The sequence below is a fragment of the Leifsonia sp. 10N434 genome (assembly GCF_056394405.1).
The window spans coordinates 824,030-846,643 of record NZ_JBFTHV010000001.1; the positions used below are offsets into that span (position 1 = coordinate 824,030).

Annotated in this window: 21 protein-coding genes; 6 read left to right on the forward strand and 15 right to left on the reverse strand. The window is 70.8% G+C overall.

Annotated features, from left to right (window positions below):
* Window positions 1-37 precede the first annotated feature (37 nt).
* The 5 genes from AC1DB1_RS03900 to AC1DB1_RS03920 form a co-directional block, all read right to left on the reverse strand.
* Window positions 38-826, reverse strand: a complete 789-nt coding sequence (locus AC1DB1_RS03900; RefSeq protein WP_477199859.1) for an ABC transporter ATP-binding protein — start codon at window positions 824-826, stop codon at window positions 38-40.
* Window positions 827-872: 46 nt separating this feature from the next.
* Window positions 873-2,675 carry an SLC13 family permease gene (locus tag AC1DB1_RS03905; RefSeq protein WP_477199860.1) on the reverse strand — a complete coding sequence of 601 codons (1,803 nt, stop codon included), beginning with the start codon at window positions 2,673-2,675 and terminating at the stop codon, window positions 873-875.
* Window positions 2,676-2,792: 117 nt separating this feature from the next.
* Window positions 2,793-3,197 carry a RidA family protein gene (locus AC1DB1_RS03910; RefSeq protein WP_271176627.1) on the reverse strand — a complete coding sequence of 135 codons (405 nt, stop codon included), beginning with the start codon at window positions 3,195-3,197 and terminating at the stop codon, window positions 2,793-2,795.
* Window positions 3,194-4,012: an IclR family transcriptional regulator gene (locus AC1DB1_RS03915; protein WP_477199861.1), complete on the reverse strand. Its 819-nt coding sequence runs from the start codon at window positions 4,010-4,012 to the stop codon at window positions 3,194-3,196. The genes AC1DB1_RS03910 and AC1DB1_RS03915 overlap by 4 nt, the downstream gene beginning before the upstream one ends.
* Window positions 4,009-5,061, reverse strand: coding sequence for a sugar kinase (locus AC1DB1_RS03920; protein WP_477199862.1), 1,053 nt, complete (start codon window positions 5,059-5,061; stop codon window positions 4,009-4,011). Before AC1DB1_RS03920 ends, AC1DB1_RS03915 begins: the two co-directional genes overlap by 4 nt.
* A gap of 130 nt (window positions 5,062-5,191) precedes the next feature.
* Between AC1DB1_RS03920 and AC1DB1_RS03925 the strand changes: the two genes are divergently transcribed.
* The 4 genes from AC1DB1_RS03925 to AC1DB1_RS03940 are packed head-to-tail and all read left to right on the forward strand — an operon-like array spanning window position 5,192 to window position 9,454.
* A complete protein-coding gene (locus tag AC1DB1_RS03925; RefSeq protein WP_477199863.1) occupies window positions 5,192-6,475 on the forward strand; it encodes an alanine racemase in 1,284 nt (427 codons plus the stop codon).
* Window positions 6,476-6,531: 56 nt separating this feature from the next.
* Window positions 6,532-7,161, forward strand: coding sequence for a bifunctional 4-hydroxy-2-oxoglutarate aldolase/2-dehydro-3-deoxy-phosphogluconate aldolase (locus AC1DB1_RS03930; RefSeq protein ID WP_477199864.1), 630 nt, complete (start codon window positions 6,532-6,534; stop codon window positions 7,159-7,161).
* A complete protein-coding gene (locus AC1DB1_RS03935; protein ID WP_477199865.1) occupies window positions 7,158-8,792 on the forward strand; it encodes an N-acyl-D-amino-acid deacylase family protein in 1,635 nt (544 codons plus the stop codon). Before AC1DB1_RS03930 ends, AC1DB1_RS03935 begins: the two co-directional genes overlap by 4 nt.
* A gap of 50 nt (window positions 8,793-8,842) precedes the next feature.
* Complete coding sequence (locus AC1DB1_RS03940; RefSeq protein WP_477199866.1) at window positions 8,843-9,454, forward strand: RBBP9/YdeN family alpha/beta hydrolase; 612 nt, start codon at window positions 8,843-8,845, stop codon at window positions 9,452-9,454.
* An 87-nt stretch (window positions 9,455-9,541) separates the two neighbouring features.
* Here the strand turns inward: AC1DB1_RS03940 and AC1DB1_RS03945 are convergent, their stop codons facing one another.
* From AC1DB1_RS03945 to AC1DB1_RS03970, 6 genes are read right to left on the reverse strand one after another with little or no spacing between them, the layout of a single operon-like run.
* Entirely contained in the window at window positions 9,542-10,693 is a 1,152-nt protein-coding gene (locus AC1DB1_RS03945; RefSeq protein WP_477199867.1) for a mannitol-1-phosphate 5-dehydrogenase, read from the reverse strand.
* Entirely contained in the window at window positions 10,690-11,127 is a 438-nt protein-coding gene (locus tag AC1DB1_RS03950) for a PTS mannitol transporter subunit IIA (RefSeq protein WP_271176619.1), read from the reverse strand. The genes AC1DB1_RS03945 and AC1DB1_RS03950 overlap by 4 nt, the downstream gene beginning before the upstream one ends.
* Window positions 11,124-12,635 carry a PTS mannitol transporter subunit IIBC gene (locus AC1DB1_RS03955; protein WP_271176618.1) on the reverse strand — a complete coding sequence of 504 codons (1,512 nt, stop codon included), beginning with the start codon at window positions 12,633-12,635 and terminating at the stop codon, window positions 11,124-11,126. The genes AC1DB1_RS03950 and AC1DB1_RS03955 overlap by 4 nt, the downstream gene beginning before the upstream one ends.
* Entirely contained in the window at window positions 12,635-14,341 is a 1,707-nt protein-coding gene (ptsP, locus tag AC1DB1_RS03960; RefSeq protein WP_477199868.1) for a phosphoenolpyruvate--protein phosphotransferase, read from the reverse strand. The genes AC1DB1_RS03955 and ptsP overlap by 1 nt, the downstream gene beginning before the upstream one ends.
* Before the next feature lie 2 nt (window positions 14,342-14,343).
* A complete protein-coding gene (locus AC1DB1_RS03965) occupies window positions 14,344-14,610 on the reverse strand; it encodes an HPr family phosphocarrier protein (protein ID WP_271176616.1) in 267 nt (88 codons plus the stop codon).
* Window positions 14,603-14,974: a PTS sugar transporter subunit IIB gene (locus tag AC1DB1_RS03970; protein ID WP_477199869.1), complete on the reverse strand. Its 372-nt coding sequence runs from the start codon at window positions 14,972-14,974 to the stop codon at window positions 14,603-14,605. Before AC1DB1_RS03970 ends, AC1DB1_RS03965 begins: the two co-directional genes overlap by 8 nt.
* A 220-nt stretch (window positions 14,975-15,194) precedes the next feature.
* Between AC1DB1_RS03970 and AC1DB1_RS03975 the strand changes: the two genes are divergently transcribed.
* Window positions 15,195-17,117, forward strand: coding sequence for a BglG family transcription antiterminator (locus AC1DB1_RS03975; RefSeq protein ID WP_477200081.1), 1,923 nt, complete (start codon window positions 15,195-15,197; stop codon window positions 17,115-17,117).
* Between the two features lie 34 nt (window positions 17,118-17,151).
* Here the strand turns inward: AC1DB1_RS03975 and AC1DB1_RS03980 are convergent, their stop codons facing one another.
* Window positions 17,152-17,604: an META domain-containing protein gene (locus AC1DB1_RS03980; RefSeq protein WP_477199870.1), complete on the reverse strand. Its 453-nt coding sequence runs from the start codon at window positions 17,602-17,604 to the stop codon at window positions 17,152-17,154.
* A 76-nt stretch (window positions 17,605-17,680) separates the two neighbouring features.
* On the opposite strand from AC1DB1_RS03980, the gene AC1DB1_RS03985 reads away from it, so the two are divergent.
* The gene (locus AC1DB1_RS03985) at window positions 17,681-18,202 is read left to right on the forward strand and encodes a pyridoxamine 5'-phosphate oxidase family protein (protein ID WP_271176613.1); all 522 of its coding nucleotides are present in this window, start codon (window positions 17,681-17,683) and stop codon (window positions 18,200-18,202) included.
* Window positions 18,203-18,590: 388 nt separating this feature from the next.
* Here AC1DB1_RS03985 and AC1DB1_RS03990 read toward each other — a convergent pair whose 3' ends face one another.
* The 3 genes from AC1DB1_RS03990 to AC1DB1_RS04000 form a co-directional block, all read right to left on the reverse strand.
* Window positions 18,591-20,216 (reverse strand): chaplin family protein, encoded by a 1,626-nt coding sequence (locus AC1DB1_RS03990; RefSeq protein ID WP_477199871.1) that lies wholly within the window; start codon window positions 20,214-20,216, stop codon window positions 18,591-18,593.
* 89 nt (window positions 20,217-20,305) lie between these two features.
* A complete protein-coding gene (locus tag AC1DB1_RS03995; RefSeq protein ID WP_477199872.1) occupies window positions 20,306-21,340 on the reverse strand; it encodes a hypothetical protein in 1,035 nt (344 codons plus the stop codon).
* A gap of 48 nt (window positions 21,341-21,388) precedes the next feature.
* The gene (locus tag AC1DB1_RS04000) at window positions 21,389-22,585 is read right to left on the reverse strand and encodes an MFS transporter (protein WP_477199873.1); all 1,197 of its coding nucleotides are present in this window, start codon (window positions 22,583-22,585) and stop codon (window positions 21,389-21,391) included.
* Between the last annotated feature and the right edge of the window lie 29 nt (window positions 22,586-22,614).

A 22,614-nucleotide genomic window follows, 5' to 3' on the forward strand; every position in this document is an offset into this window, starting at 1 on the left:
CGCAGTGTGCGCAGCGCGGGCGTCGTGCTCCGCGCGGTCAGCGGGCGGTGCGCACAGCCCACCGGCCGTCCGTGCGCGTGATGCTCAGCGGATAGTCGAGGGTCTCGCTGATCAGTGAGCTCGTGAGCACGTCATCGGCCACGCCCTGCGCCACGATGCGGCCGTCCCGCAGCAGCACCGCGTGCGTCGTGCTGGCGGGGAGTTCCTCGAGATGGTGGGTGACCAGCACGCTCGCGAGATCCGGATGCTGAGCACGCAGCCCGTCGATCCGGTCGAGCAGGTGCTCCCTGGCGGCGATGTCGAGCCCGGTGCTCGGCTCGTCGAGGAGCAGCAGGTGCGGGTCGGGCTGCAGCGCCCTGGCGATCAGCGCGCGTCCGCGCTCGCCCTGCGACAGGGTGGGCCAGGTCGCGTCGGCGAGGCCGCGCATCCCGAGCAGGTCGATGAGCTCATCGGCCCTGGCGGACTGCTCGGGCGTCGGCTCCCAGCGCATCATGAGCTCCGTGGTTCCGGTCGCTCCGGTCAGCACGACGTCTTTCACGGTGAGAGCGGAGCGCACCTGGTGACGCGGGTTGACGTGGCCGATGAGGCCGCGCAGCTCGCGCAGGTCGACGCGCCCCAACCGCCGGCCGAGCACGTCGACCGTGCCTCTGGTCGGATGCACGACGGCACCCAGCATGCTCAGGATGGTGCTCTTGCCCGCGCCGTTCGCTCCGATCAGGGCCCAGTGCTCGCCCGCCCGCACCTCGAGGCCGATCTCGTCGAGGATGGTGCGGCCGCCGCGCACGAAACCCACACCGTCGGCCTTCAGAATCGGCTGTCCACTCACTCCCCCATCCTGCCCGATCGCGCAGCGCCCAAAACGCCGGAGCAGCCTAGAACGGCCAGAGCACGGGCACCAGGAGCACCGCGACCGCGAGGAACAGCACCACCAGCACGATGCCGAGCCGCCAGTAGTCGCCGAAGCGCAGACCGGCCGGACCCATGATCATGAAGTTCGCCGGCGTCGCCACCGGCGTGAGGAAGGCCGCCGCCGACACCACCGCCACCGCCATCAGGAACGGCAGGGGCGACACTCCCAGCTCGGCGGCCACCGACACAGCGATCGGCGCGATGATCAGGGCGGTCGCGGTGTTGCTGATGAGCTGCCCGAACACGAGAGCCACCAGGCACAGGGCGAGGAGCACCAGCAACGGGCCGAACCGGCCGACCACCGAGAGGAGACCGTCGGCGATCAGGGCGGCCGCCCCGGTCTGCGTGATCGCGGTGGACATCGGGATCATGCCGGCCACGAGCAGCAGGGTCGTCCACGAGATCGAGCGATGCGCGCGCTCCACCGTGACGGAGCGCGTGAGGACCATGGCGGCGGCGGCGAGCAGGCCGGTGACCGCCGCGGGCATCACGCCGGTCGCGAGGGAGATCACCATGAGCACCAGGATCGTGAGCGCTACCCAGGCACGGCCGCTGAGCGGCGCCGCCTGCCGGCGCAACTGGTCGGGCGCGTCCACGACCAGCAGCGCGGGATCCGCGAGGTTGGTGTCGAGCGCCTCCCAGCGCCCCTGGACGAGCAGGGTGTCGCCGGACGCGAGCACGGTGGTCGCCGCATCGATCGGCTCACCCGCCCGCTGCACGGCGAGCACGACCAGGTCGCCGCTGTCGGTGATCATGCCGGGGAAGACCGTCTCACCGACCATCGACGACCGCGGCGCCACCACCACCTCGGCGACGCCGTAGGTCGCGTCGATGAGGGCGTCCGCGCGTCCCCCGCGCTTCCCCGTCGGCCCGTCGAGCTTGGCCTTCCTCTGCAGGGTCTTGATGTTCGACGTGTCGCCGCGCACGAGCAGCCGGTCGCCGGCCTGGATGGTCTCGCCGGCGGGCCTGCGGCGCGTGCCCTGAACCGCGATGAGCTGGACCGCCGCGACCGACTCCAGGTCCGCCTCCGCCGCGGTGCGGCCGACGAGCGGCGAGTTCGCCCGCACCCGCACCATGGCGAACGGCTGCGGCACCGCGTAGGCACTCAGCAGGGTGCGGGCATGATCGCTCAGATCGCGCGGCATCGTCGCCGGCACCCGGTCGGGCACCAGCCAGCGCCGGAACACGACGGTGATCAGTACCGTGCCGACCACGAGCACGGCTCCGATCGCAGTGAACTCGAAGTACCCGAAGGCCCCATGCCCCGTCTCGGCGGCGAGCTCGGAGATGATCACGTTCACCGGGCTGCCGGTGAGGGTCAGCAGGGAGCCGGCGTGCGCGCCGAACGCCAGCGGCAGCAGCAGTCGAGACGGGGCGACGTGGATGCGCGAGGCGACCACGACGACGACCGGCAGCAGCGCGGCCACGCCTCCGTTCACGCTGATCAGGGCCGAGAGCACCGCGACGACGAGCATGACGAGCACGGTGAGCACGCCGACCCGCGTCCCGCCGCGGTTGACGATCTGCTGTCCGGCCCATCCCGTCAGTCCCGTGGCGTCGAGGCCTTCCGCCACGACGAACAGGGAGGCGATCAGCACGACCGCGGGGTCGGCGAAGCCCGCGAACGCCTGGGAGAGGTCGAGCACGCCGGTCGCCAGCAAGGCCAGCGATGCGCCGATGGCCACGAGCCCCGCCGGGATCCTGCCGCTGACGAACGCGACGACGACCAGCGCGAGGATCACCAGGGTCAGCGCGATGTCGCTCATACGGTGAATCTAGTGGCGGATGCTTCCCCGGCACACGCAGTTGCTGCGACCTCGGTGCGACAACGGCCGCGACCTCGGCGCAACAGCGGCTCGAGCGGTACGGCTTCGCTCCCGGGCTCAGTCGGTGACGGCGAGCGCGTCGATCTCGACGAGCATCTCCTCGCGGGGCAGCCCCGTGAACACGGTGGTGCGCGAGGGCAGCACGCCGGAGGCGACCCGCGAGCCGACGAACTCGCCGTAGGCGTCGTTCATCGCCGCGAAGTCCTCGCGCTTCGTCAGGTACACCCGCAGCATCATCACGTCGTCGAACGTGGCGCCGCCCGCAGCGAGGATCGCCTCGACGTTCTGCAGCGTGCGGGTCGTCTGCGCCGCGACATCGCCGCCGAACACGTATTCGCCAGTGGCCGGATCGACAGGGCCCTGGCCGGACACCTGCACGAACGGGCCGCGCTTGACCCCCTGCGAGAAGGTGTGCGCCGGTGCGGGGGCGTCGGTGGTGGAGAGGGCGATGCGGTCGGTCATGACTGTCCTTTCGAGACGCGGGAGCTCCGTGAGCCGTGGGAGGCGGACGGGGCCGGTGGGAGGAACGGGGCGTCCCCGGAGTAGCCGAGGTTCGCGGAGATCGTCGTGGTGGCCGCATGCAGCGCCGGCAGCAGGCCGAGCACCTGGTCGTAGCTCAGCACCTGGTTCGGCACCGAGATCGAGACGGCGGCGGCCACCCGTCCGTCTGCGCCGAAGACCGGAGCGCCGACGCAGTTCATGAAGGTCTCGTGCTCCTCGTGATCCACCGCCCACCCGCGCTCGGCGCTGAGCCGCACCTCGCGGACCAGGGCCCGCGGAGTAAGGATGGTCGAGCCGGTGAACCGCTCGTAGTCGATCGCGTCGGCGATGCGCTGCAGCTCGCCGTCGTCGAGGCCGCCCAGCAGCACCTTGGCCACCGCAGTGGCGTGCAGCGCAGCCGGGAGCCCGATGCGCGAGTACATCCGCAACGGCTGCCGCGACTCCACCTTGTCGATGTAGATCACGGTGCCGTCGTCGTATGCGGCGAGGTGCACGGTCTGTCCCGTCGCAGCGCCGAGCGACTGCAGTGTCGGAGAGGCGACCCTGCGCACATCCTGGCCGTCGAGCGCCGTCTGGGCGAGCGCGAACACCGCGGACCCCAGGTGGTACCGGTACGACGCGTCACGCGTGACGTAGCCATGGGCGTCCAGCGTCTGGAGGAGCCGCATCACCGTGGTCTTGTGCACACCGGCCGCATCGGCGAGCGCATCGAGCGAGTCGACCCCGCGCGCGACGAGGTCGAGCAGGTCGAGGGCCCGGGAGAGAGACTGACTCACGCGCGGCTCCGCCACGGGATATCACCCGGATGCACGCGCCACCCGTTCCACTCGGCGTCGGGCGCCTCGGCGATGCGATCGCGCTCCGCCGCATCCGGAACCGTGAGTGGCCGGTCGCCCGCGCCGATGAGCGTGAGCGCCGCGAGCGCGTGCCCGAGCCGCAGGCATGCGACGTCCGTGCGGCCCTCCGCCAGCCCGGCCAGATAGCCGGCGGCGAAGGCGTCGCCCGCTCCGACCGGCTCGACGACCTCGACGGTGAGGCACGGAACGTGGGTGGTCGTCCCATCGCGCAGCAGCGTCGACGCGGCCCTGTCATCGTCTTTCAGCACCAGCCGGTCGAGGTGCGGATGCGCAGCGAAGAGCGCGTCCGGCTCCGCGTGGCCGAAGTACACGCCGGCCTCGTCGACCCCGGCGAAGAGCGTGTCCGCCTGCGCGATCAGCGCATCGAGGGCGTCGGTGGGTCGCCCTCGCCAGAGCAGCGGCCGGTAGTTGAGATCGACGCTCACCATCGCGGACGGCCTGACACGCTCGCGCAGTCCCGCAACGGCCTCTGCCGTGCTCGCCGAGAGGGCGGCCGTGATGCCGGAGGTGTGCACGATCGACGAGGTCGACATGACCTGCGTCGCGCCCTCGCCGTCGAGCGTGGCGGGACCGATCGCCGACGCCGCCGACTCGCGACGGTAGTAGTGCATCCGGGTGCGTGCGCCGTCCGGACCCGCCAGCGACTCCTTGACGTACAGCCCGGTCGGCCGCTCCGAATCGAGTTCGACGGCCCGGAGGTCGACGCCGGCCTCGAGCGCGGTGGCGCGGATGCGGTCGCCGAAGCCGTCGTCGCCGAGGCGGGAGATCCAGGCGGTCGCGACGCCCATGCGCGCGAGCGAGGTGGCGACGTTGAACTCGGCACCTCCGACGTCGGACCCGAACTCGTGCGCCTCCGCCAACGGGCGCTGCCCCTCGGGGAACAGCACGACCATCGCCTCGCCGATCGTGGTGATCGCGATCGGTCGGTCGTCCGCCACCTCGAGCTCCTCCGGTCGGTCGTCGTTCATGTGCCCCGTCGACGCCTGCGGGGTTCCGCCGGCGTCTCTCAGGATGGTAGAACAGGGAGGACACAGTGTGCAACGCACGTTGCACACTGTGCAATCGATGAACCCGCAACAGGCAGCGAAGGAGACGCGAATGGGCGACCGCAAGGCCCTGCCGCTGTCGTACGACGACACGGACGTCGCGGCACTGGGCGAGCGGCGCCCCGCCCTGAGCACCTTCCCCACCCCGCTCGTCACCGTCAGCGAGGCGGCCGTGCAGCACAACCTCGACACGATGCGCGCATGGTGCGAACGCGCCGGTGTCGGACTCGCACCGCACGGCAAGACCACCATGAACCGGATGCTCTGGGAGCGCCAGCTCGCCGCCGGAGCCTGGGGCATCACGGTCGCGACCCCCTGGCAGCTCTCCGTCGCGATGGACTGGGGCATCCCGCGCGTGATGCTCGCCAACGCGCTCGTGCAACCGGATGCGCTGCGCTTCGTCGCGGAGCGGCTCGCGTCGGCGGCCGACGCGAGGGCGGGCACGCACGAGGTGATCGTGTGGGCCGACTCGGTGCGCGCGGTCGAGATCATGCACGCGACCCTTTCAGACACCACCGCCCGGGCCAGTGCGCCGCTCGGCGTGCTCGTCGAACTCGGCGGCGCCGGCGGCCGAACCGGCGCACGCACCCTGCCCGAGGCGCTGGCCGTCGCACGCGCGATCGCCGCATCCCCCTCGCTCCGGCTCGCGGGCGTCGCCGGCTACGAGGGCGCGCTGGCGCACTCCGGCGACGCCGAATCGCTGAAGACCGTGCGTACGTATCTCGAGCGCCTCGCCGAACTGCACGACGCCATCGCCGCCGACGGCCTCTACCCGCACGGCGAGACCGTCATCGTCACCGCCGGCGGCAGCGCGTACTTCGACGTCGTCGCCGACGTGCTCGGGCCGCTCCGCGACCTCGATGGGCACCGCGGCCGGGCGGTCGAGGTGCTCCTGCGGTCGGGCGCGTACATCACCCACGACGACGGCTTCTACAGCGGGATCACCCCGCTCGGGCGTGTGGGAGAAGGATCGTTCCGCTCCGCCATCCACGGCTGGGCGACCGTCGTGTCCCGGCCGGAGCCGGACCTGGCGCTGGTGGACGCGGGCAAGCGCGACTTCCCCTATGACGAGGGCCTCCCCATCCCTCAGGCGGTTCGCGCCTTCGGATCGACCGAGGTCCGGCCGCTCACGGGCGCGACAGTCACCGCGATGAACGACCAGCACAGCTTCGTCGCGGTGCCTCCGGATGCCGCGCTCGAGGTGGGCGATGTGGTGCGCTTCGGCCTCTCGCATCCGTGCACCACCTTCGACAAGTGGCGGGCACTGGCCGTCATCGATGACGTGGACGCCCCGTACCCCCGGGTCACGGGGCTGCTCGAGACCGCGTTCGGCTGAACGCACCACCTGCGCAACCGGCACATCCTTCAGACGAGACACACCAGAGGAGACGCATGATCGTCGACATCCTGAGCACCGACCGCACCCTGGCCGTGGTGCGTGCGCCCCGCATCGACGACCCGGTGGCGCTCTGCGGCGCTCTGGTCGCCGGCGGCATCCGCACGGTCGAGTTCACGTTCACCACCCCCGGTGTCGACGAGATCATCGCGGCGTCCGTCGCAGAGGCGGGGACGACCGGAGCCGTGATCGGGGCCGGGACCGTCACCGACACCGACAAGGCCGAGGCGGCGATCCGGGCGGGCGCGCAGTTCCTGGTGACGCCGGGCCTGCACGAAGGAGTCGCAGCCGTCGCCCGGGAGGCCGGCGTCCCTGTGCTGCTCGGCGCGCTCAGCCCGACCGAGGTGATGCGCGCCGTCGAGTGGGGCGCGGCGGCGGTCAAGGTCTTTCCGGCCTCCCTCGTGGGTCCCGGCTATCTGAAAGACCTGCGTGGTCCGTTCCCCGAGGTGCCGTTCGTCCCGTCGGGCGGCCTGCACGCGGGCAACGCCGCCGAGTGGTCGGCAGCGGGCGCGCTCGCCGTCACGGCGGGTTCCAGCGTGGTGAGCGCCTCCTCCATCGAGTCGGGTGACTGGGAGACGATCACCGCCCGCGCCCGCGAGTTCTCCGCCGCCGCCCGCCGGCGATGACCGTGCCTGGCGACGGCGACGTCCTGCTCCGCGGCGGCCTCGTGCTCGACGGCTCGGGAGAGCCGGGGCGCACGGCCGACGTGCTCGTCGCCGACGGACGCGTCGCCGTCGTCGGAACCTCCGGCGACCCTCACGTCGCCGCGCCCGCCGGAGCGCGCGTGATCGACGCGGACGGGCTCGCGATCGCCCCCGGCTTCATCGACATGCACGCCCACTCCGATCTGGCCGTGCTCACCGACCACGACCATCTCGCCAAGGTCTCGCAGGGTGTGACGACCGAAGTCCTCGGTCAGGACGGCCTCTCGTACGCTCCCGCCACCGAGGCGACGATGCCGGTCATCCGTGAGCAGATCGCCGGCTGGAACGGCGTGCCCGCCGACGTCGACTTCGCCTGGCGCAGCGTCGGCGAATACCTGCGCGCCGTCGACGACGCCCGGCCGCCCACGAACGTCGCCTACCTCGTGCCGCAGGGCAGCGTGCGCATGGCCGTTGTCGGCACCGACGACCGCCCGGCGACCAGCAGCGAACTCACCCGGATGCGCCGCCTGGTCGACGACGAGATGCGCGATGGCGCCTTCGGGATGTCGTCGGGGCTCACCTACGTGCCCGGGATGTTCGCGAGCACCGACGAACTCGTCGCGCTCTGCGAAGTGGTCGCGTCGCACGGAGGCTTCTACGCACCGCATCAGCGCTCCTACGGAGCAGGCGCGCTCGACGCCTATGCGGAGATGATCGACGTCGCCGCGCGCGCCCGCTGCGCGCTGCACCTCACCCACGCGACGATGAACTTCGACGTCAACCGCGGCCGCGCCGGTGAACTCGTCGAGCTCATCGACCGGGGCATCGCCGCCGGCGTCGACATCACGCTCGACAGCTACCCCTACCTCTCCGGCGCGACGACGCTGGCGGCCCTGCTGCCGAGCTGGTCGGCGGTGGGTGGTCCCGACGCGACCATCGACCGGATGCGCGACCCCGGCATCCGGGAGCGCGTGGTCCGCGAACTCGAGGTCACCGGGTCCGACGGCTGCCACGGCGTCCCTGTCGACTGGGCGACCATCGAGATCGCGGGCGTGCGGAACCCGCAGCTCGCGCCGGCGGTCGGCCACACGATCGCGGCGCTGGGTGCGCGCGACGGACAGCGGCCGTCCGAGGTGTTCCTCGAACTGCTCGTCGCCGACCGGCTCGGCACGAGCATCCTGCAGCACGTCGGCGACGAGCAGAACGTGCGGACGATGATGCGTCATCCGCGCCACACCGGGGGCAGCGACGGGATCCTGATCGGCGCGAAGCCGCATCCACGGGGCTGGGGGACGTTCCCGCGCTACCTCGGCCGCTATGTGCGCGAGGAGGGCGTGCTCACGCTCGAGGACGCGATCGTGCACCTGTCGGCGCGACCGGCGGCCCGGCTCGGGCTCACCGACCGCGGACGGATCGTGCCCGGCGCGGTGGCAGACCTCGTGCTGTTCGATCCGACGCGGGTGTCGGACCGCGCGACGTACGACGACCCGCGGCGGACCGCCGCCGGCATCCCGTGGGTGTTCGTGGCCGGCGAGCCCGTGATCGACGATGCGGCGCGCACCGCGCATCGCCCCGGCCGCGCCCTCCGGCATCGATCGCCCGCGCGCCCCTGATCGGCGGGACCGCATTGCGAGCGACGTGTCCGGTGCGTTTTGATGAGCAGATGACCTCGACCGCGACCGCGCCCGGCGCCCGCGCGTTCCTGATCCTGCACGGGTGGGACAACTTCCGCCCGCCCGGGCACTGGCAGCACGAGCTCGCCGCGGCCCTGCGCGAGCGCGGGGAGCGCGTCGTCTACCCGCAACTGCCGGATGCCGCGACGCCGTCCGTCGCCGCCTGGCGGCACGCGGTGGCGGATGCTCTGGCCGAGGCCTCGGCCCACGGCGCCCGCGTCACGGTGCTGTGCCACAGCCTCGCGTGTCTGCTCTGGCTCGGCGCGCGTCCCGCGGACCACGCGTCCGTCGAGCGTGTGCTCTTGGTGGCGCCACCGTCACGGGAGTTCGTCGGAGGCATCCCGGAGATCGCCGCGTTCGCCGCCCTCACCCCGAGCCGCCCGTCCGCAGCAACGACGATCGCCGCCTCGGATGCCGACCCCTACTGCCCGGAGGGTGCGGACACCGCTTTCGGAGCGCCGCTGGGCATCCCGGTTGTCGTCATCCCGGGCGGTGGCCACCTCGAGCGCACGGCCGGCTACGGCGAGTGGCCGTCCGTGCTCGCGTGGTCACTCGATCCGTCGGCGCCGCTGCTGCCCCGCGAAACCGTCGACGCGGGCTGAGCTCGCCGCCAGCCGCGTGCCGATCGTGCGGAAACGCACCACCGACCGCGCCCGCGTCGCGATAACGCACGACCGGCCGCGGCCCGGTCAGGCCTGCGCCGCGCGCACCATCTCCACGAGCGGCGCGAACAGCGGCTCGCCGGCCGCGACGCCCATCACCTCGGTGACGACCTCGTCCGGGTCCGCCTCCTCGAGGATGCGCCGCAGCTCGACGCTCTGCGAGTCATCCGGGACGTCGAACCGCAGCGCGGCTCCGACGGCGGCGAGCAGGGCATCCGGAGTGCGGCCGACGTACTGCGCGAAGTCCGACGCCGGGCCGATGAAACGCTCGTTGCGTCCGAGTTTGCGCAGAGGCTCCCGGCCGACGCGCGTCACCTCGTCGACGAGGTACGGGTTCGAGAACCGGTCGAGGATCTTCGCCCGGTACGCGGCGAGCTCCTCCGGGTCGAGACCGTGCTTCGCCGTGAGAGCCGCCGAGGTCTCGGCGAGTGCCGCCTCCGCCGCCGCCCGCACCGCCGGGATGGCGATGGCCTCGCTGATCGTGGTCGCACCCTGCAGGAAGCCGGTGTAGGCGACCGTCGCGTGACCGGTGTTCACCGTGAACAGCTTGCGCTCGATGTACGGCGCGAGGTCGTCGACGAAGTGAGCGCCCGGGATGTCCGGCTCGGCGCCCGCGAAGGGCGTGCGATCCACGACCCACTCGGAGAAGGTCTCCACGGTCACGTCGATGCCGACCGCCGGGTCCTGCGCGGGCACGATGCGATCGACGGCCGTGTTCGCGAAGACCGCCTTTGCCGCGACCGCCTCACGTGCGGCATCGTCGGGCAGTCCGTCGGCGATCTCGGCGGCGAGCAGATCCGTCGCGCCGATGGCGTTCTCGCACGCCATCACGGCGAGACGCGGAGCGTCATCGGGGCGTGCGGCCAGTCCGGCCGCGATCACGGGGGCGACGAACCGCAGGATGCGCGGCCCGACCGCCGTGGTCACCACGTCGGCCGTCGCGATCTCGGCGATCAGGGCCGCCTCGTCGGTCGAACTGTTGATCGCACGGAAGCGGTCGACGACGCGCGTCTCCTCCGTCTCTCCGACCAGGTGGACCGTGTATGAGTCCGCCGCCGCGAGCGCGTCGATCAGCTCGGCGTTGACGTCGGCGAAGACCACCTCGTACCCGGCCTCGTGGAGCAGGAGCCCCACGAAGCCGCGGCCGATGTTGCCGGCGCCGAAGTGGACGGCCTTCACTCGTTCACATCCCCCAGGAGGGCGAACAGGGCGTCCGCATCCGGAGCATCGAGGAGGCTCTGAACATCGTCGTCCTCCGAGAAGAGGATGGCGATCTTCGACAGGATCTCCAGGTGCTCGTTGTTCTGCCCGGCGATGCCGACGACGAACCGCACCTCCTCCCCGCCCCAGTCGAGCGGGGAGGAGTAGCGGATGAACGACAGCGCCGAGTGCTTGATCTCGTCCTTGGACTCGTTGGTGCCGTGCGGGATGGCGAGCCCGTTGCCCATGAACGTGGACACGGTGTTCTCGCGATCCTGCATCGAGTCGACGTAACCCGGCTCGACGGCGCCGGCCTTCACCAGCAGCGCGCCCGCCTCGCGGATGGCGTCCTCCCGGGTGGTCGCGCTGCCCGCGGCCACCACGTTCGCCCGGTCGAGAATCGTTTCTGTCATTTCTTGACGTCCTCCGGTGTGTTCTGCTGCGTCTGGCTCTTCACGAGTTCGACGACCTCGTCGTACTTGGGGCTGTTCATGAAGTTGTCGACCGAGACGTGGACCGAGTCCGGCGACTGGCCCTTGGCGCGATCGGTCAACTGCTGCTGCGTGATCACGAGGTCGGCCGTGCCGTCGAGATTGCTGATCGCCTGGTTCGTGACCGTGACCCCCTCGACTCCTGCTTTCTTCATCTTGTTGCGAAGCACCGACGCGCCCATGGCGCTCGATCCCATCCCAGCGTCGCACGCGAAGACGATGTTGCGCACCAGTCGGTCGGTGGCGTCGCCCTGGGCATCGCCGGTGTCGTGCTCACCCTCCTGCACGAGGCCGCCGAGCACCGACGACGACTTGCCCTTGTTGGCCTCGGTCTGGGCGACGGCGCCCGCGAGGTCGCCGGCGTTGCCCGCCGCGATGTCGCGCCTCCGGCTGGACCGCAACACGATGGCAGTGAAGGTGAACGAGACGGCGGCTGCCGCGACGATCGCCAACGCGATGCCGAACATGCTCGACACGGGAGCCTGCGCGAAGATCGCGAAGACGGACCCTGGTGCTGCTGGCGCTCGCAATCCGGTCTGGAAGGCGACGTTCACCGCGACACCGGTCATGCCGCCGAGGACGGCGCCGATGATCAGGATCGGCTTCATGAGCACGTACGGGAAGTAGATCTCGTGGATGCCGCCGAAGAACTGGATGATGAACGCTCCCGGAGCCGCCGCTCGGGCGGCGCCCAGGCCGAAGATCGCCCACGCGAGCAGGATGCCGGCACCGGGGCCGGGGTTCGTCTCGATCAGGAACAGGATCGACTTGCCGGCCTGCTGCGACTCGAGGGTTCCGATCGGGGTGAAGACACCGTGGTTGATGGCGTTGTTGAGGAACAGGACCTTGCCGGGCTCGACCAGGATGCTGACGAGCGGAAGCAGGTGCACCGACACGAGCCAGTTCACCCCGCTCTCGAGCGCCTTGCTCAGGCCCTCGACCAGCGGGGCGATGCCGAAGAACCCGCCGATCGCGAGGACGAAGCCGAGGATGCCGGCCGAGAAGTTGTTGACGAGCATCTCGAAGCCCGCCTTGATCTTGCCTTCCCAGATGCGGTCGACGAGCTTCATGAGGTAGCCGCCGAGCGGACCCATGACCATCGCGCCGATGAACATCGGGATGTCGGTCCCGACGATCACGCCCATCGCCGCGATCGTGCCGACGACGCCGCCGCGCACGCCGTAGACGAGGCGTCCACCGGTGTTCGCGAGCAGGAGCGGGAGCAGGTAGGTGATCATCGGGCCGACCATGCTCGCGATGTCCTTGTTGGGGATCGGACCTTCTGCGATGAAGAGGGCCGTGATGATGCCCCAGGCGATGAACGCCGGGATGTTCGGCATGACCATGTTCGAGAGGAAGGTACCGAAGCGCTGCACGTGGACCCGTGCGCCTCCCGGCTTCCTCGTCGTCGTCTCTGACGCCGTTGTCATTATGGTGCCTCGTCTCTTTCTGGTGTGGTGGGGGCTTCTCCCGCGATGGCGGCTCGCACCGCATCCCGGGCTTCGGCCGCGCCGTCGGCGGCCAGGGCGATCCCGGCCAGGCGCTTGGCCTGGTCGAGCGTGTGCTGCCGCAGCGACAGCCGGACGTCGGCGATGGCCGCCGGCGACATCGAGAGGGTGGTCGCGCCGAGGCCGACCAGCACGACCGCGAGCAGCGGGTCGGCCGCGGCCTCGCCGCAGATCCCGACCGGCTTGCCTGCGGCGGTCCCCGCGCGGCCGACCTCGCCGATGAGGCGGAGCACGGCCGGGTGCCACGGGCTCTGATATGCCGCGACCGAACCGAGGAGACGGTCGGCCGCGAGCGTGTACTGGGTGAGATCGTTGGTGCCGATCGAGGCGAAGGCCGCCTCGCGCAGCACGCGGTCGGCCAGCAGGGCCGCCGACGGGACCTCGACCATGACGCCGGCGGTCTTGAGACCGTATTCGGTCGCCAGGCGCACGAAGTACCGCGTCTCCTCGACAGTCGCCACCATGGGCGCCATGACCCACAGGTCTGCTTCGGAGACGGCGTCGGCATCGGCGAGCGCCGTGAGCTGCTCGCGCAGGATGTCTTCGTTGGCGCGCAGCGAGCGCAGCCCCCGGAGCCCGAGCGCCGGGTTGTCCTCGTGCGCGTCGTTCAGGAACTCGAGCGGCTTGTCGGCGCCGGCGTCGAGCACGCGCACGACGACCTTCTTGCCGGGGAAATCGGCGAGGAGGCGGGTGTACTGCCCCCGCTGCTGCTCGACGGTGGGCGCCATGCGCTGCTCAAGGAAGAGGAACTCGGTGCGGAACAGTCCGACGCCCTCCGCTCCCGCTTCGAGCGCCTTCTGCGAGCCGTCGGGCGACCCGAGGTTGGCGAGCAGCGGGATCGGGGTTCCGTCGGCGAGGGCACCCGGCTCGAGACCTCCGGCGAGAGCGGATGCGCGCTCGTCGATGCGTCGCTGGGCATCCGCTCGCTGGGCCTCGTCGGGGGCGACGGTGACCGTTCCGGCGCCCGCGTCGACGATCACCTCGCTGCCATCGGCGAGCGCGTCCGCGCCCGCGACACCCACGATCGCGACGATCGCCTTCTCCCTCGCGAGGATCGCGGTGTGCGAGGTGGGGCCGCCCTCGCGGGTGACGAGGCCGAGCACCTTGGTGAGGTCGAGCAGCGCCGTGTCGGCCGGGGCGAGATCGTGGGCGACGAGCACGTACGGTTCGTCCGAGTCGGGCACGCCGGGCGCCGGGCGGCCGGCGAGGGCGGCGATCACGCGCTGGGCCACGTCGTCGAGGTCGCTCGCGCGCTCCCCCATGTAGCCGCCCAGGTCGATGAGCATGTCGCGGAACACCGCGAAACCCTCGAAGACGGCGCGTTCGGCGGTCTTGCCGGTGGAGATGCGCTGCGAGACGTCGTCGGCGAGCGTCGAGTCCTCGGCCATCATCGACTGGGCCTCGAGCACGTCGGCGGCCGTGCCGGACACCGCAGCGGCGCGGGCCCGGAGGTCGGCAGCCACGGTTGCGACGGCCTCGGCGACGCGGGCGCGCTCCTCATCCGGGGTGCGGGCGCTCGACTCGTCGGCCGGCTCGGGGAGGGGTGCGGACATCCGGAGCACGCGGCCGAGGGCGATGCCCTGACCGATGCCGGCGCCGGTGAGCGTTTCTGTTGCGATGTCGGACATGATCAGGCGTCGTGGTCGGTGGAGAGGATCTCGGCCAGATCGTCGAGCACGCCTTCGGCGTCGGTGCTCTCGGTGGTCAGCACGATCTTGTCGCCGTGGTCGATGCCGAGCGAGATGACGCCGAGGATGCTGCCGGCGTCGACGGTCTTGCCGCCCTCCTTGGTGAGCTTGACGGCGGCGCCCGACTTGTTGACCGCCTCGACGAAGAGCTTCGCCGGGCGGGCGTGCAGCCCGTGGCTCGATCCGACAGTGATGATCCGCTCAGCCATTCTGTACTCCTTCGGTGTGACTCGGAATTGCAGTGGGTGCTCCCATAGTGCCGTCGTGCTCGCGCACAGGGCCAGCGTCGAGCGCGAGGTCGAGCGCGGTGTCGCCGTCGAGGGCCGCCGGCGAGACGGCGGGAAGGACAGCGACGGCGGCACCGGCGGCCGCGGCACGCTCACGCAGCTCGGACGAACCCGGGGCGAGGTGCGCTCCGACGAGCACGACGTCGACACCGGTGAATGTCTCGAGCTGATCGGCGCTGCCCGCGACGACCGTGGCAGGGATTCCTCGGAGGCCGGCCGCCTTGCGCACCTTCAGCGCGACGAACGTGCTGGACGCGCCGGCACCGCACACGACGAGGATCTTCATCGATCTGCCTTTCGAGGTACTGCTGATCAAGCGATGGAGCGGACGGAGCTGGTGGAGCTGCGGGGTGGATCATTGCCATGCTCCCCCGCTGCCGCATGCCGATCCAGCAGCGTTTCTTCCGCGGGACCGGAAACTTCGCGGAAACGCGCTGGCGGAACACGGCGAGGTGGTTGACTCAGGTGACATCGTGCGCGAAGCGCACGGCGGAAAGGTCAGACACGTGGCGCTCCCGGCGAAGCAGGCGAGGATGCTGGACATCCTGGCGCGCCGTGCCGCCTGGGTGACCGCGGCCGAACTCGCACACGACCTCGGAGTCACGACCCGGAGCATCCGCAACTATGTGACGGAGCTCAAGGAGGCGGCGGCTCCGCTCGAGCTCGTCGAGTCCGGACCGAACGGCTACCGCCTCGACTTCGAGGCGTACGAGCGGTTCCTCGACGACGGGGCGACCGCGGCCGATGGGGCGGTGCGCTCTCCGCAGGAACGGCTCGTCTTCCTGGTGCGGAGGCTCCTCGACGAGCCCGAGGGCATCGACGTCTACGAAGCGGCCGAGAGCCTGTTCGTCAGCGACTCGACCCTCGAGTCCGATCTGACCAGGATGCGCGGTGTCCTCGCCGACACGGAGCTCGCGCTGGCACGCCACGGCGGACGCGTTCAGCTCACCGGGCCGGAGATCGCCCGGCGCAAGCTGCTCAGCCGGCTGTTCCGCGACGAGATGCGCCAGGGCGTCGTCGAGCTGGCGCGCATCCAGGAGGCGTTCGACTCGCAGGGGCTGGCCGCCTTCAAATCCGATCTGGTCGAGATGCTCGACGCGCGGGGCTACTTCGTGAACGAGTACGGCATCAACGACGTGCTGCTGCACATGGCGGTCGCGCTCGACCGCGTCGCCAAGCACCGCGCGCTCCCGGCGACAGCCGATCCGGATGTGAGTGAGACGATCCGCACGCTCGCCGCCGATCTCGGCGCGCTGGTGACGCAGCATTTCGACGTCGCGCTCGACCGCACCGAGCTGCACTACCTGGCGATCCTGCTGCGCACGCGCGTCATCGCCCCCGGTGCCGGCGAGGCCACCGTCGCGCAGTATGTGAGCGAGGGCGACCTCGAGGTGGTGCGCAGCATCATCGCGCGCGCCTCGCTGGAGTACCTGGTCGACCTGCGCGACGAGGACTTCATCGTGCGGCTCACGCTGCACGTGCAGAACCTGGTCGCCCGCGCTCACGAGAAGTCATACTCACGCAACCCGCTCACCCGTTCGATCAAGAGCTCGTACCCGCTCATCTACGAACTCGCGGTCTACATCGCCAGCCGCCTGCAGACCGCGGAGGACATCGTGGTCAACGACGATGAGATCGCCTACATCGCGATGCACGTCGGCGCGTACCTCGAGCAGCAGTCACGCAGGAGCGACTCGGTGACCTGCGCGGTGGTCTGCCCCAACTACTACGACATGCACATCCTGCTGCGCGAGCGCCTGGAGAACGCGCTCGGCGACGAGCTCGACGTGACCAGTGTCATCACCTCGACGGATGTGGACTGGGACGCGATCGACGCCGACCTCGTGCTCACCACGATCGAACCGCGTGGACACCGCGAGAACGCGATCGTCGTGCAGCCGTTCCTGACCGAGGCCGACATCGAGCACACCCGGCAGGCGATCGCCCGCATCCGCCGCCAGCGCCGGCGCGCCCGCATCAAGAACGACCTGCTCGAGTACTTCGACGAGTCGCTGTTCCTGCGCAACTTCTACGCACGCGACGCGATCGCGATGATCCAGGCGCTGGGCGACCGGATGATCGAGGCGGGAGCGATCGACCAGGACTACGTCGACCGGTCGATCGAGCGCGAGCACATGTCGTCGACGGCGTTCACGGACTCGCTGGCGGTTCCGCACGCGATGGCCATGACGGCCAAACGCACGGCGATCGCGATCGTGGTGAACGACAACGCGATGGACTGGGGCGACTCGCGCGTCAACGTCATCGCGTTCATCGCCTTCGACGCGGCCGGCCGCGGCGGCTTCCAGACGGTGTTCGATCAGTTCGTCGAGGTGTTCTCCGACCGCGAGGCCGTGCTGCAGCTCATCCGGCGTTCCGACGGGTTCACGGGCTTCATCGACGAGCTGGTGCGCATCATCGATTCGTGACGAGCTGGACGGCGCACGCCGGGCGCAGGGGGCGCTACTGCCGTGGCAGGGTCCCGATCTCGGTGCCGTCCTTGAACACGTGCAGCGTGTCGCCGTCGACCGTGACCGCGGTCATCGTCGCCAGCCACGCATCGACGTCCGGGCAGGCCATCAGAGTGGAGACGATCGCGCTGATCTCGAACCCGTCGGCTGCCTGCTTCCACGACCCGCTGAAGTGGTTGCAGCCGTCGTTGCCGGAGAGCGTGCCGTCGTCGGTGAACACCACGTTCGCCTTTCCCGAGGCATCGTCGCCCCAGCCGCCGACGGGCGACGCGTCCGACGGGGTCCCGGACGGCGATGTGGTGGACGGCGGTGTGGCGGATGGCGTCGGCGACGGGGAGACCACAGTCGTGGAGGAGGTCGGCGCGCCGGGGTCGGCCGCGCATCCGGAGAGGACGGCTGCGGCCACGACCGCCACTACGACCAGGGTGCTGCGTGCGGTCTTCATGCCCTCAACCTAGTCACGGGCGGGTGCGAGGGGAATCGCGATTGCGCTCGCCGGGGTGCGGCGTACCGTGACCGCCATGACAGACGAAACCGGCACCGGCACCACGAGCGGCGACACCGCCAGCACCGACGACCTCGAGACGATCGCGCGCCTGATCAAGGCGTCCAAGGTCGCCCTCCTCACGACGCAGACCGCCAACGGCGACCTCCATTCGCGGCCCCTCGCCACCCAGGAGGCGGAGTTCGAGGGGGACCTCTGGTTCTTCACCCAGGATCCGAGCCCCAAGATCGCAGACATCCACGCCCACCCGCAGGTGAATGTGGCGTACGACACGGGCAAGGGCTACCTGTCGATCGCCGGGACCGCCGAGGTGGTGCACGACCGCGAGAAGGTCGACGAGCTCTGGACGCCCTCGATGGACGCCTGGTTCCCGGCGGGCAAGGACGACCCGGCGGTGGCCCTGCTGCTCGTTCACGCGGACTCCGCGGAGTTCTGGGCGACGAACGAGCCGGGCATCGTGACGGCGTTCAAGATCGCGCGCGCCGCGGTGACACGGACACGACCGGACATCGGCGAGAACCGTTCGGTCGAGCTGTAGGCGGTCGTTCGGGCGCCGGTCGTTCGGGCGGCGGTCGTTCGGGCGGCGGTCGTTCGGCCGTCGGGCGGCCGGCGGTTGCTCGGCAGTCCCGCAACTCCGGAACCCGAAGCCGACCTGACGCGATCGTTCCGGAGTTGTGCGCTGACACGCCGGGTGGCCGACCAGAGTTCCGGATGAACGCAGCCGCGCACTCGGAAGGCAGACGGCGGCAGCCGTTCACAACTCCGGAACCCAGGGGCGACACGCCGCCGCGAGCCTCCTGATTCCGGAACTTACGAGCGCCATCGGCTGAAACGTCCGGCGTTGTGAGTACAGGTTCTCCGCGGACACGGCCCGGGCATGACGGAGTGCCGCCGGACGCATCGCCCGGCGGCACCTCCGCCTGTTCTCACTGGATGCGGTGCGTGCGGCGCGCCGCGTGGAGGCGCACGGCCTCACGGTTGCGCGCCCCGAACGTCAGCACCAACCCGAACAGCGCCAGCAGGGCCGCGATGACACCGAGCGCGGAGAGGTCTCCGGTCTCAGAGCCCGTCTCGGCCAGAGCAGATGCGGCATCCGCGGCCGGCCCGCTGTCGAGCGCGACCATGCCATCGGCGCCGGCCGTGGCCGTTCCGCTTCCCGTCGTCTCGCCCAGACCGCCGGCGGCGTTCTCATCCGTACCCGGGTCTACCGGCGTGACCGGTGTCGTCGGATCGGTCGGTGTCGTCGGGTCGGTCGGCGTCGTCGGGTCGGTCGGGGTCACCGGGGTGGTCGGGGTCACCGGGGTGGAGACCTCCGAGCCGTCGGACGTAGTGTCGCCGACGACGCTCACCGCGTTGCCTCCCACCGTCACCGGAACGTCGAGACCGACCGGCAGCTGGATGCCACCGAGCAGGCCGCCGTCACCGGTCGTGGTGCTCCCACCAGTCGTTCCACCAGCGCCGGGAGCGGTCGAACCGCCCGTCGCCGTGGAACCCGAGCTCGACGAGTCACCCAGTACGCTCACCGCATTGCCGCCAGCCGTCACCGGCAGTGCAGCATCGATCGGCGCCTGAACACCGCTCAGGATGCCGTCGTCACCGGTCGTCGTCGCACCCGACCCCGCAGGGCTGTCCGCGCCACCACCGGTCGTCGTCGAACCCGAGCTCGACGAGTCACCCAGCACGCTGACCGCATTGCCGCCGGCCGTCACCGGCACCGCAACATCGATCGGCGCCTGGATGCCCGACGCGATGCCATCCGCACCCGACGTCGTCGGAGCCGCACCCGATCCGGGACCCGAGGCCGCCGCAGGAGCGGCAGGCGTCGCGACCGACGATCCGCTGCTCGACGAGTCGCCCAGCACGCTGATCGCGTTGCCGCCGACCGTCGCAGGAACGTCGGCGTTCACCAGAGCCTGAACACCCGAGAGAATGCCGTCAGCGCCCGACGTCGTCGATCCCGCGGCCGACGATCCGGATGCCGGCGAATCGGCAACCGTAGCCGCCGTCGTCGAATCCGCCGACGAGCTGTCGCCGAGCACGCTGATCGCGTTGCCACCGACGGTCACCGGGACATCCGCCGCCACAGGCGCCTGGATCCCCGAGGCGATCCCGTTCGCACCCGACGTCGTCGGAGCCGGCGCCGGAGCAGGGGCGGTCGGAGCAGGAGCGGCCGGAGCAGGCGCCGCCGAATCACTGCTCGACGAGTCGCCAACCGCACTGATCGCGTTGCCGGCCACTGTCACCGGAACGCTGACGTTCACCAGCGCCTGGTCACCGGATGCGACGCCGCCCAGCCCGGAGGTCGAGACCGACGGCGCAGGCGCAGCAGCAGGCGCGGCCGCGGCCGATCCCGAACTCGTCGAGTCGCCGAGCACGCTGATGCCGTTTCCGCCGATGGTGACCGGAATGGTGAGGTCGACGGCGGCCTGGTCGCCCGAGGCCGTTCCGTCGGAGCCGCTGGTCTCGGCCGCGTTCGCGACACCGACCCCGGCGAGTGAGAGTCCACCGAGGAAGACTGTGAACCACAGCCCCCTCGAGACGTATTTGTTCATGGTCGTAGAACCTTTCGATTGAGTGTCAGCTGCTCCCGTGCGGGAGGCTTCGGTCGCGTTCCGCCTGGGGACAGGCGGAGTCGACCCACTCAGTCGGGGTTCGTATCGTGGTCGGCGACCGGCGACGACGGGAGTCGGTCGTCGGTGGCACGGGGGCTCGCGGCGGAGTCGCCGGCGAGCAGGATGAAGCGATCGCCGGGGATGGCAGCGGCGGGCGCGAAGCCGCCTGCCCCGGACGAAAGAGAGCCGGTCGTCGTGCCGTCCGGCGTTCCGATCGGTGCACGCGGCGCGAACGGGCTGCCGCCCGGATCGGCGAACCCACCCGCCGTCGCAGAGGTCGCCGCCGCGCTGCCGCCTCGGTGCGACGCGAACGCGCCCACGGGGTCATTCGAAGACGTCGGAGCGGCCACCACGGTGATCCCCGCACCCGCGGGAGCACCGAGCGCGCCGAGCGTGTCACCGGGCGACGCCGGGCCACCCGAGATTCCGGGCAGACCGGGTAGATCCGGCACACCGGGAAGCCCCGGCAGACCGGGCAGTCCCGGCAGCCCACCACCGGGTGCCGGATGCGCGATCGGGTCGATCGCGTCCGTCACCCCGTCAACCACACCGGCGATCGCGTCGTCGACCGTGTCGGCGACCGGCGCCGTGACGCTCGTCACGGGATCGTCCCCGATCAGCTCGTGCACCACCGGGATCGTGGCGGTGACGGTGTCGACGACCGGGTCGACGGCCTTGGCGATCGGCGTGACCACTGTGGCAACCGGCTTGGCGGCGGCGATGTCGGCCACCGCATCCGAGACGGGCGCGGTCACGTGGGAGACGATCGTCGATGCCGGAGCAGGAACCACCGCGGCCACCGGCTTCGTGACCGACTCTGCGACCTTCGCGGTCTTCTGCGTGACACCCGAAACGACACCGTCGACCTTGCCGAGCACCGAGCCCACGACCCCCGTGACGGAGTGCGCCGGGGGCTGCGGGGGCGCCGGTTCGGCTGCGGAGGCGGGCGAGCCCCCGAGGAGGACGCCGAGCAGTGCGAGCCCGGCTCCGGCGATCAGCGACCCGATCACGATGCGCGCAGGAGTGAGGAACGGGAGCTTCACGGTGCTCGTACCGTCCATCACGATCACCCCCTGGGTCGCGCGTTGGTACGAGGGACTGTACTCGCCGTTCTATCCCACCGGAAGTGGCTGTTCCGACTTCGCCTGGACACCGGCGCGGGAACCGCGACGCGCGGTCCCGGCGGCGATCGCCATCACCACGACGGCCCCGACGGTCAGCGCCGCGCCCACCCAGAGGGGCGACGTGTAGCCGAGTCCCACGGTGATCGTGATGCCGCCGATCCAGGCGCCGACGGCGTTGCCGAGGTTGAACGCGGCGATGTTGGCGCCGGAGGCCAGGGTCGGCGCCTGCTCCGCGTACATCATCACGCGCGTCTGCAGCCCGGGCACGGTCGCGAACCCGAAGGCCCCCATGAGCACCAGCGCGACGATCGTGGCGATCGGGTTGCCTGCGACGAGCGCGAAGGCGGCGAGCACGATCGCGAGACCGATCAGGATGATCAGGAGCGACCGGTCGAGCGCGCGGTCGGCGAGCCGGCCGCCGATGGCGTTCCCGGCGAACAGACCGACACCGAACAGGATGAGCAGCCAGGGCACTGCCGATGATGCGAAGCCGGACACCTGGGTCAGCGTGTAGGCGATGTAGGTGAAGGCGCCGAACATCCCACCGAAGCCGAGCACTGTGACGACGATCGACAGCCACACCTGACCGGAGCGGAACGCCCGCAGCTCGTGCAGCACGCCGGCGCTCTTCGCGTCCGTTGAGACCCGCGGCACCAGCAGGGCGACGCCGGCGAGTGCGATCACGCCGATGATCGTGATGGCCCAGAACGTCGAGCGCCAGCCGAGCGCCTGACCGAGCAGGGTGCCGAACGGCACGCCGAGCACGTTGGCGGCGGTGAGTCCCGTGAACATGATCGCGATGGCGCGCGCCTTCTTGTCCGGCGCGACCATCCCGGCCGCGACGACGGATCCGATGCCGAAGAACGCGCCGTGGCACAGCGCGGCGAGGATGCGCCCGAGCAGCATGACCTCGTAGGTGGGCGCGAGGGCCGAAAGAGCGTTGCCCGCGATGAAGAGCACCATCAGCCCGATCAGCGCCGCCTTGCGCGGCACCCGGATGAGCGCGGCCGTCAGCACCAGGGCGCCGACGACCACCGCGAGAGCGTAGCCCGAGATGAGCCAGCCGGCGGCCGCTTCGTCGACGTGGAAATCGGCAGCGACCTCCGGGAGGAGGCCGGCGATGACGAACTCGGTGAGGCCGATGCCGAATCCGCCGAGGGCGAGGGCGATGAGGCCGACGGGCATGAGAACTTCCTGTCTGGGTTGGGTGGTGG

Coding starts and splice junctions, on each gene's coding strand:
- AC1DB1_RS03910 (WP_271176627.1), bottom strand. CDS start 3,197: ATGACCGACCGCATCGCCCTCTCCACCACCGACGCCCCCGCACCGGCG.
- AC1DB1_RS04000 (WP_477199873.1), bottom strand. CDS start 22,585: ATGCCCGTCGGCCTCATCGCCCTCGCCCTCGGCGGATTCGGCATCGGC.
- AC1DB1_RS03920 (WP_477199862.1), bottom strand. CDS start 5,061: ATGAACGACGACCGACCGGAGGAGCTCGAGGTGGCGGACGACCGACCG.
- AC1DB1_RS03935 (WP_477199865.1), top strand. CDS start 7,158: ATGACCGTGCCTGGCGACGGCGACGTCCTGCTCCGCGGCGGCCTCGTG.
- AC1DB1_RS03950 (WP_271176619.1), bottom strand. CDS start 11,127: ATGACAGAAACGATTCTCGACCGGGCGAACGTGGTGGCCGCGGGCAGC.
- AC1DB1_RS03970 (WP_477199869.1), bottom strand. CDS start 14,974: ATGAAGATCCTCGTCGTGTGCGGTGCCGGCGCGTCCAGCACGTTCGTC.
- AC1DB1_RS03980 (WP_477199870.1), bottom strand. CDS start 17,604: ATGAAGACCGCACGCAGCACCCTGGTCGTAGTGGCGGTCGTGGCCGCA.
- AC1DB1_RS03955 (WP_271176618.1), bottom strand. CDS start 12,635: ATGACAACGGCGTCAGAGACGACGACGAGGAAGCCGGGAGGCGCACGG.
- AC1DB1_RS03990 (WP_477199871.1), bottom strand. CDS start 20,216: ATGAACAAATACGTCTCGAGGGGGCTGTGGTTCACAGTCTTCCTCGGT.
- AC1DB1_RS03965 (WP_271176616.1), bottom strand. CDS start 14,610: ATGGCTGAGCGGATCATCACTGTCGGATCGAGCCACGGGCTGCACGCC.
- AC1DB1_RS03985 (WP_271176613.1), top strand. CDS start 17,681: ATGACAGACGAAACCGGCACCGGCACCACGAGCGGCGACACCGCCAGC.
- AC1DB1_RS03905 (WP_477199860.1), bottom strand. CDS start 2,675: ATGAGCGACATCGCGCTGACCCTGGTGATCCTCGCGCTGGTCGTCGTC.
- AC1DB1_RS03925 (WP_477199863.1), top strand. CDS start 5,192: ATGGGCGACCGCAAGGCCCTGCCGCTGTCGTACGACGACACGGACGTC.
- AC1DB1_RS03940 (WP_477199866.1), top strand. CDS start 8,843: ATGACCTCGACCGCGACCGCGCCCGGCGCCCGCGCGTTCCTGATCCTG.
- ptsP (WP_477199868.1), bottom strand. CDS start 14,341: ATGTCCGACATCGCAACAGAAACGCTCACCGGCGCCGGCATCGGTCAG.
- AC1DB1_RS03930 (WP_477199864.1), top strand. CDS start 6,532: ATGATCGTCGACATCCTGAGCACCGACCGCACCCTGGCCGTGGTGCGT.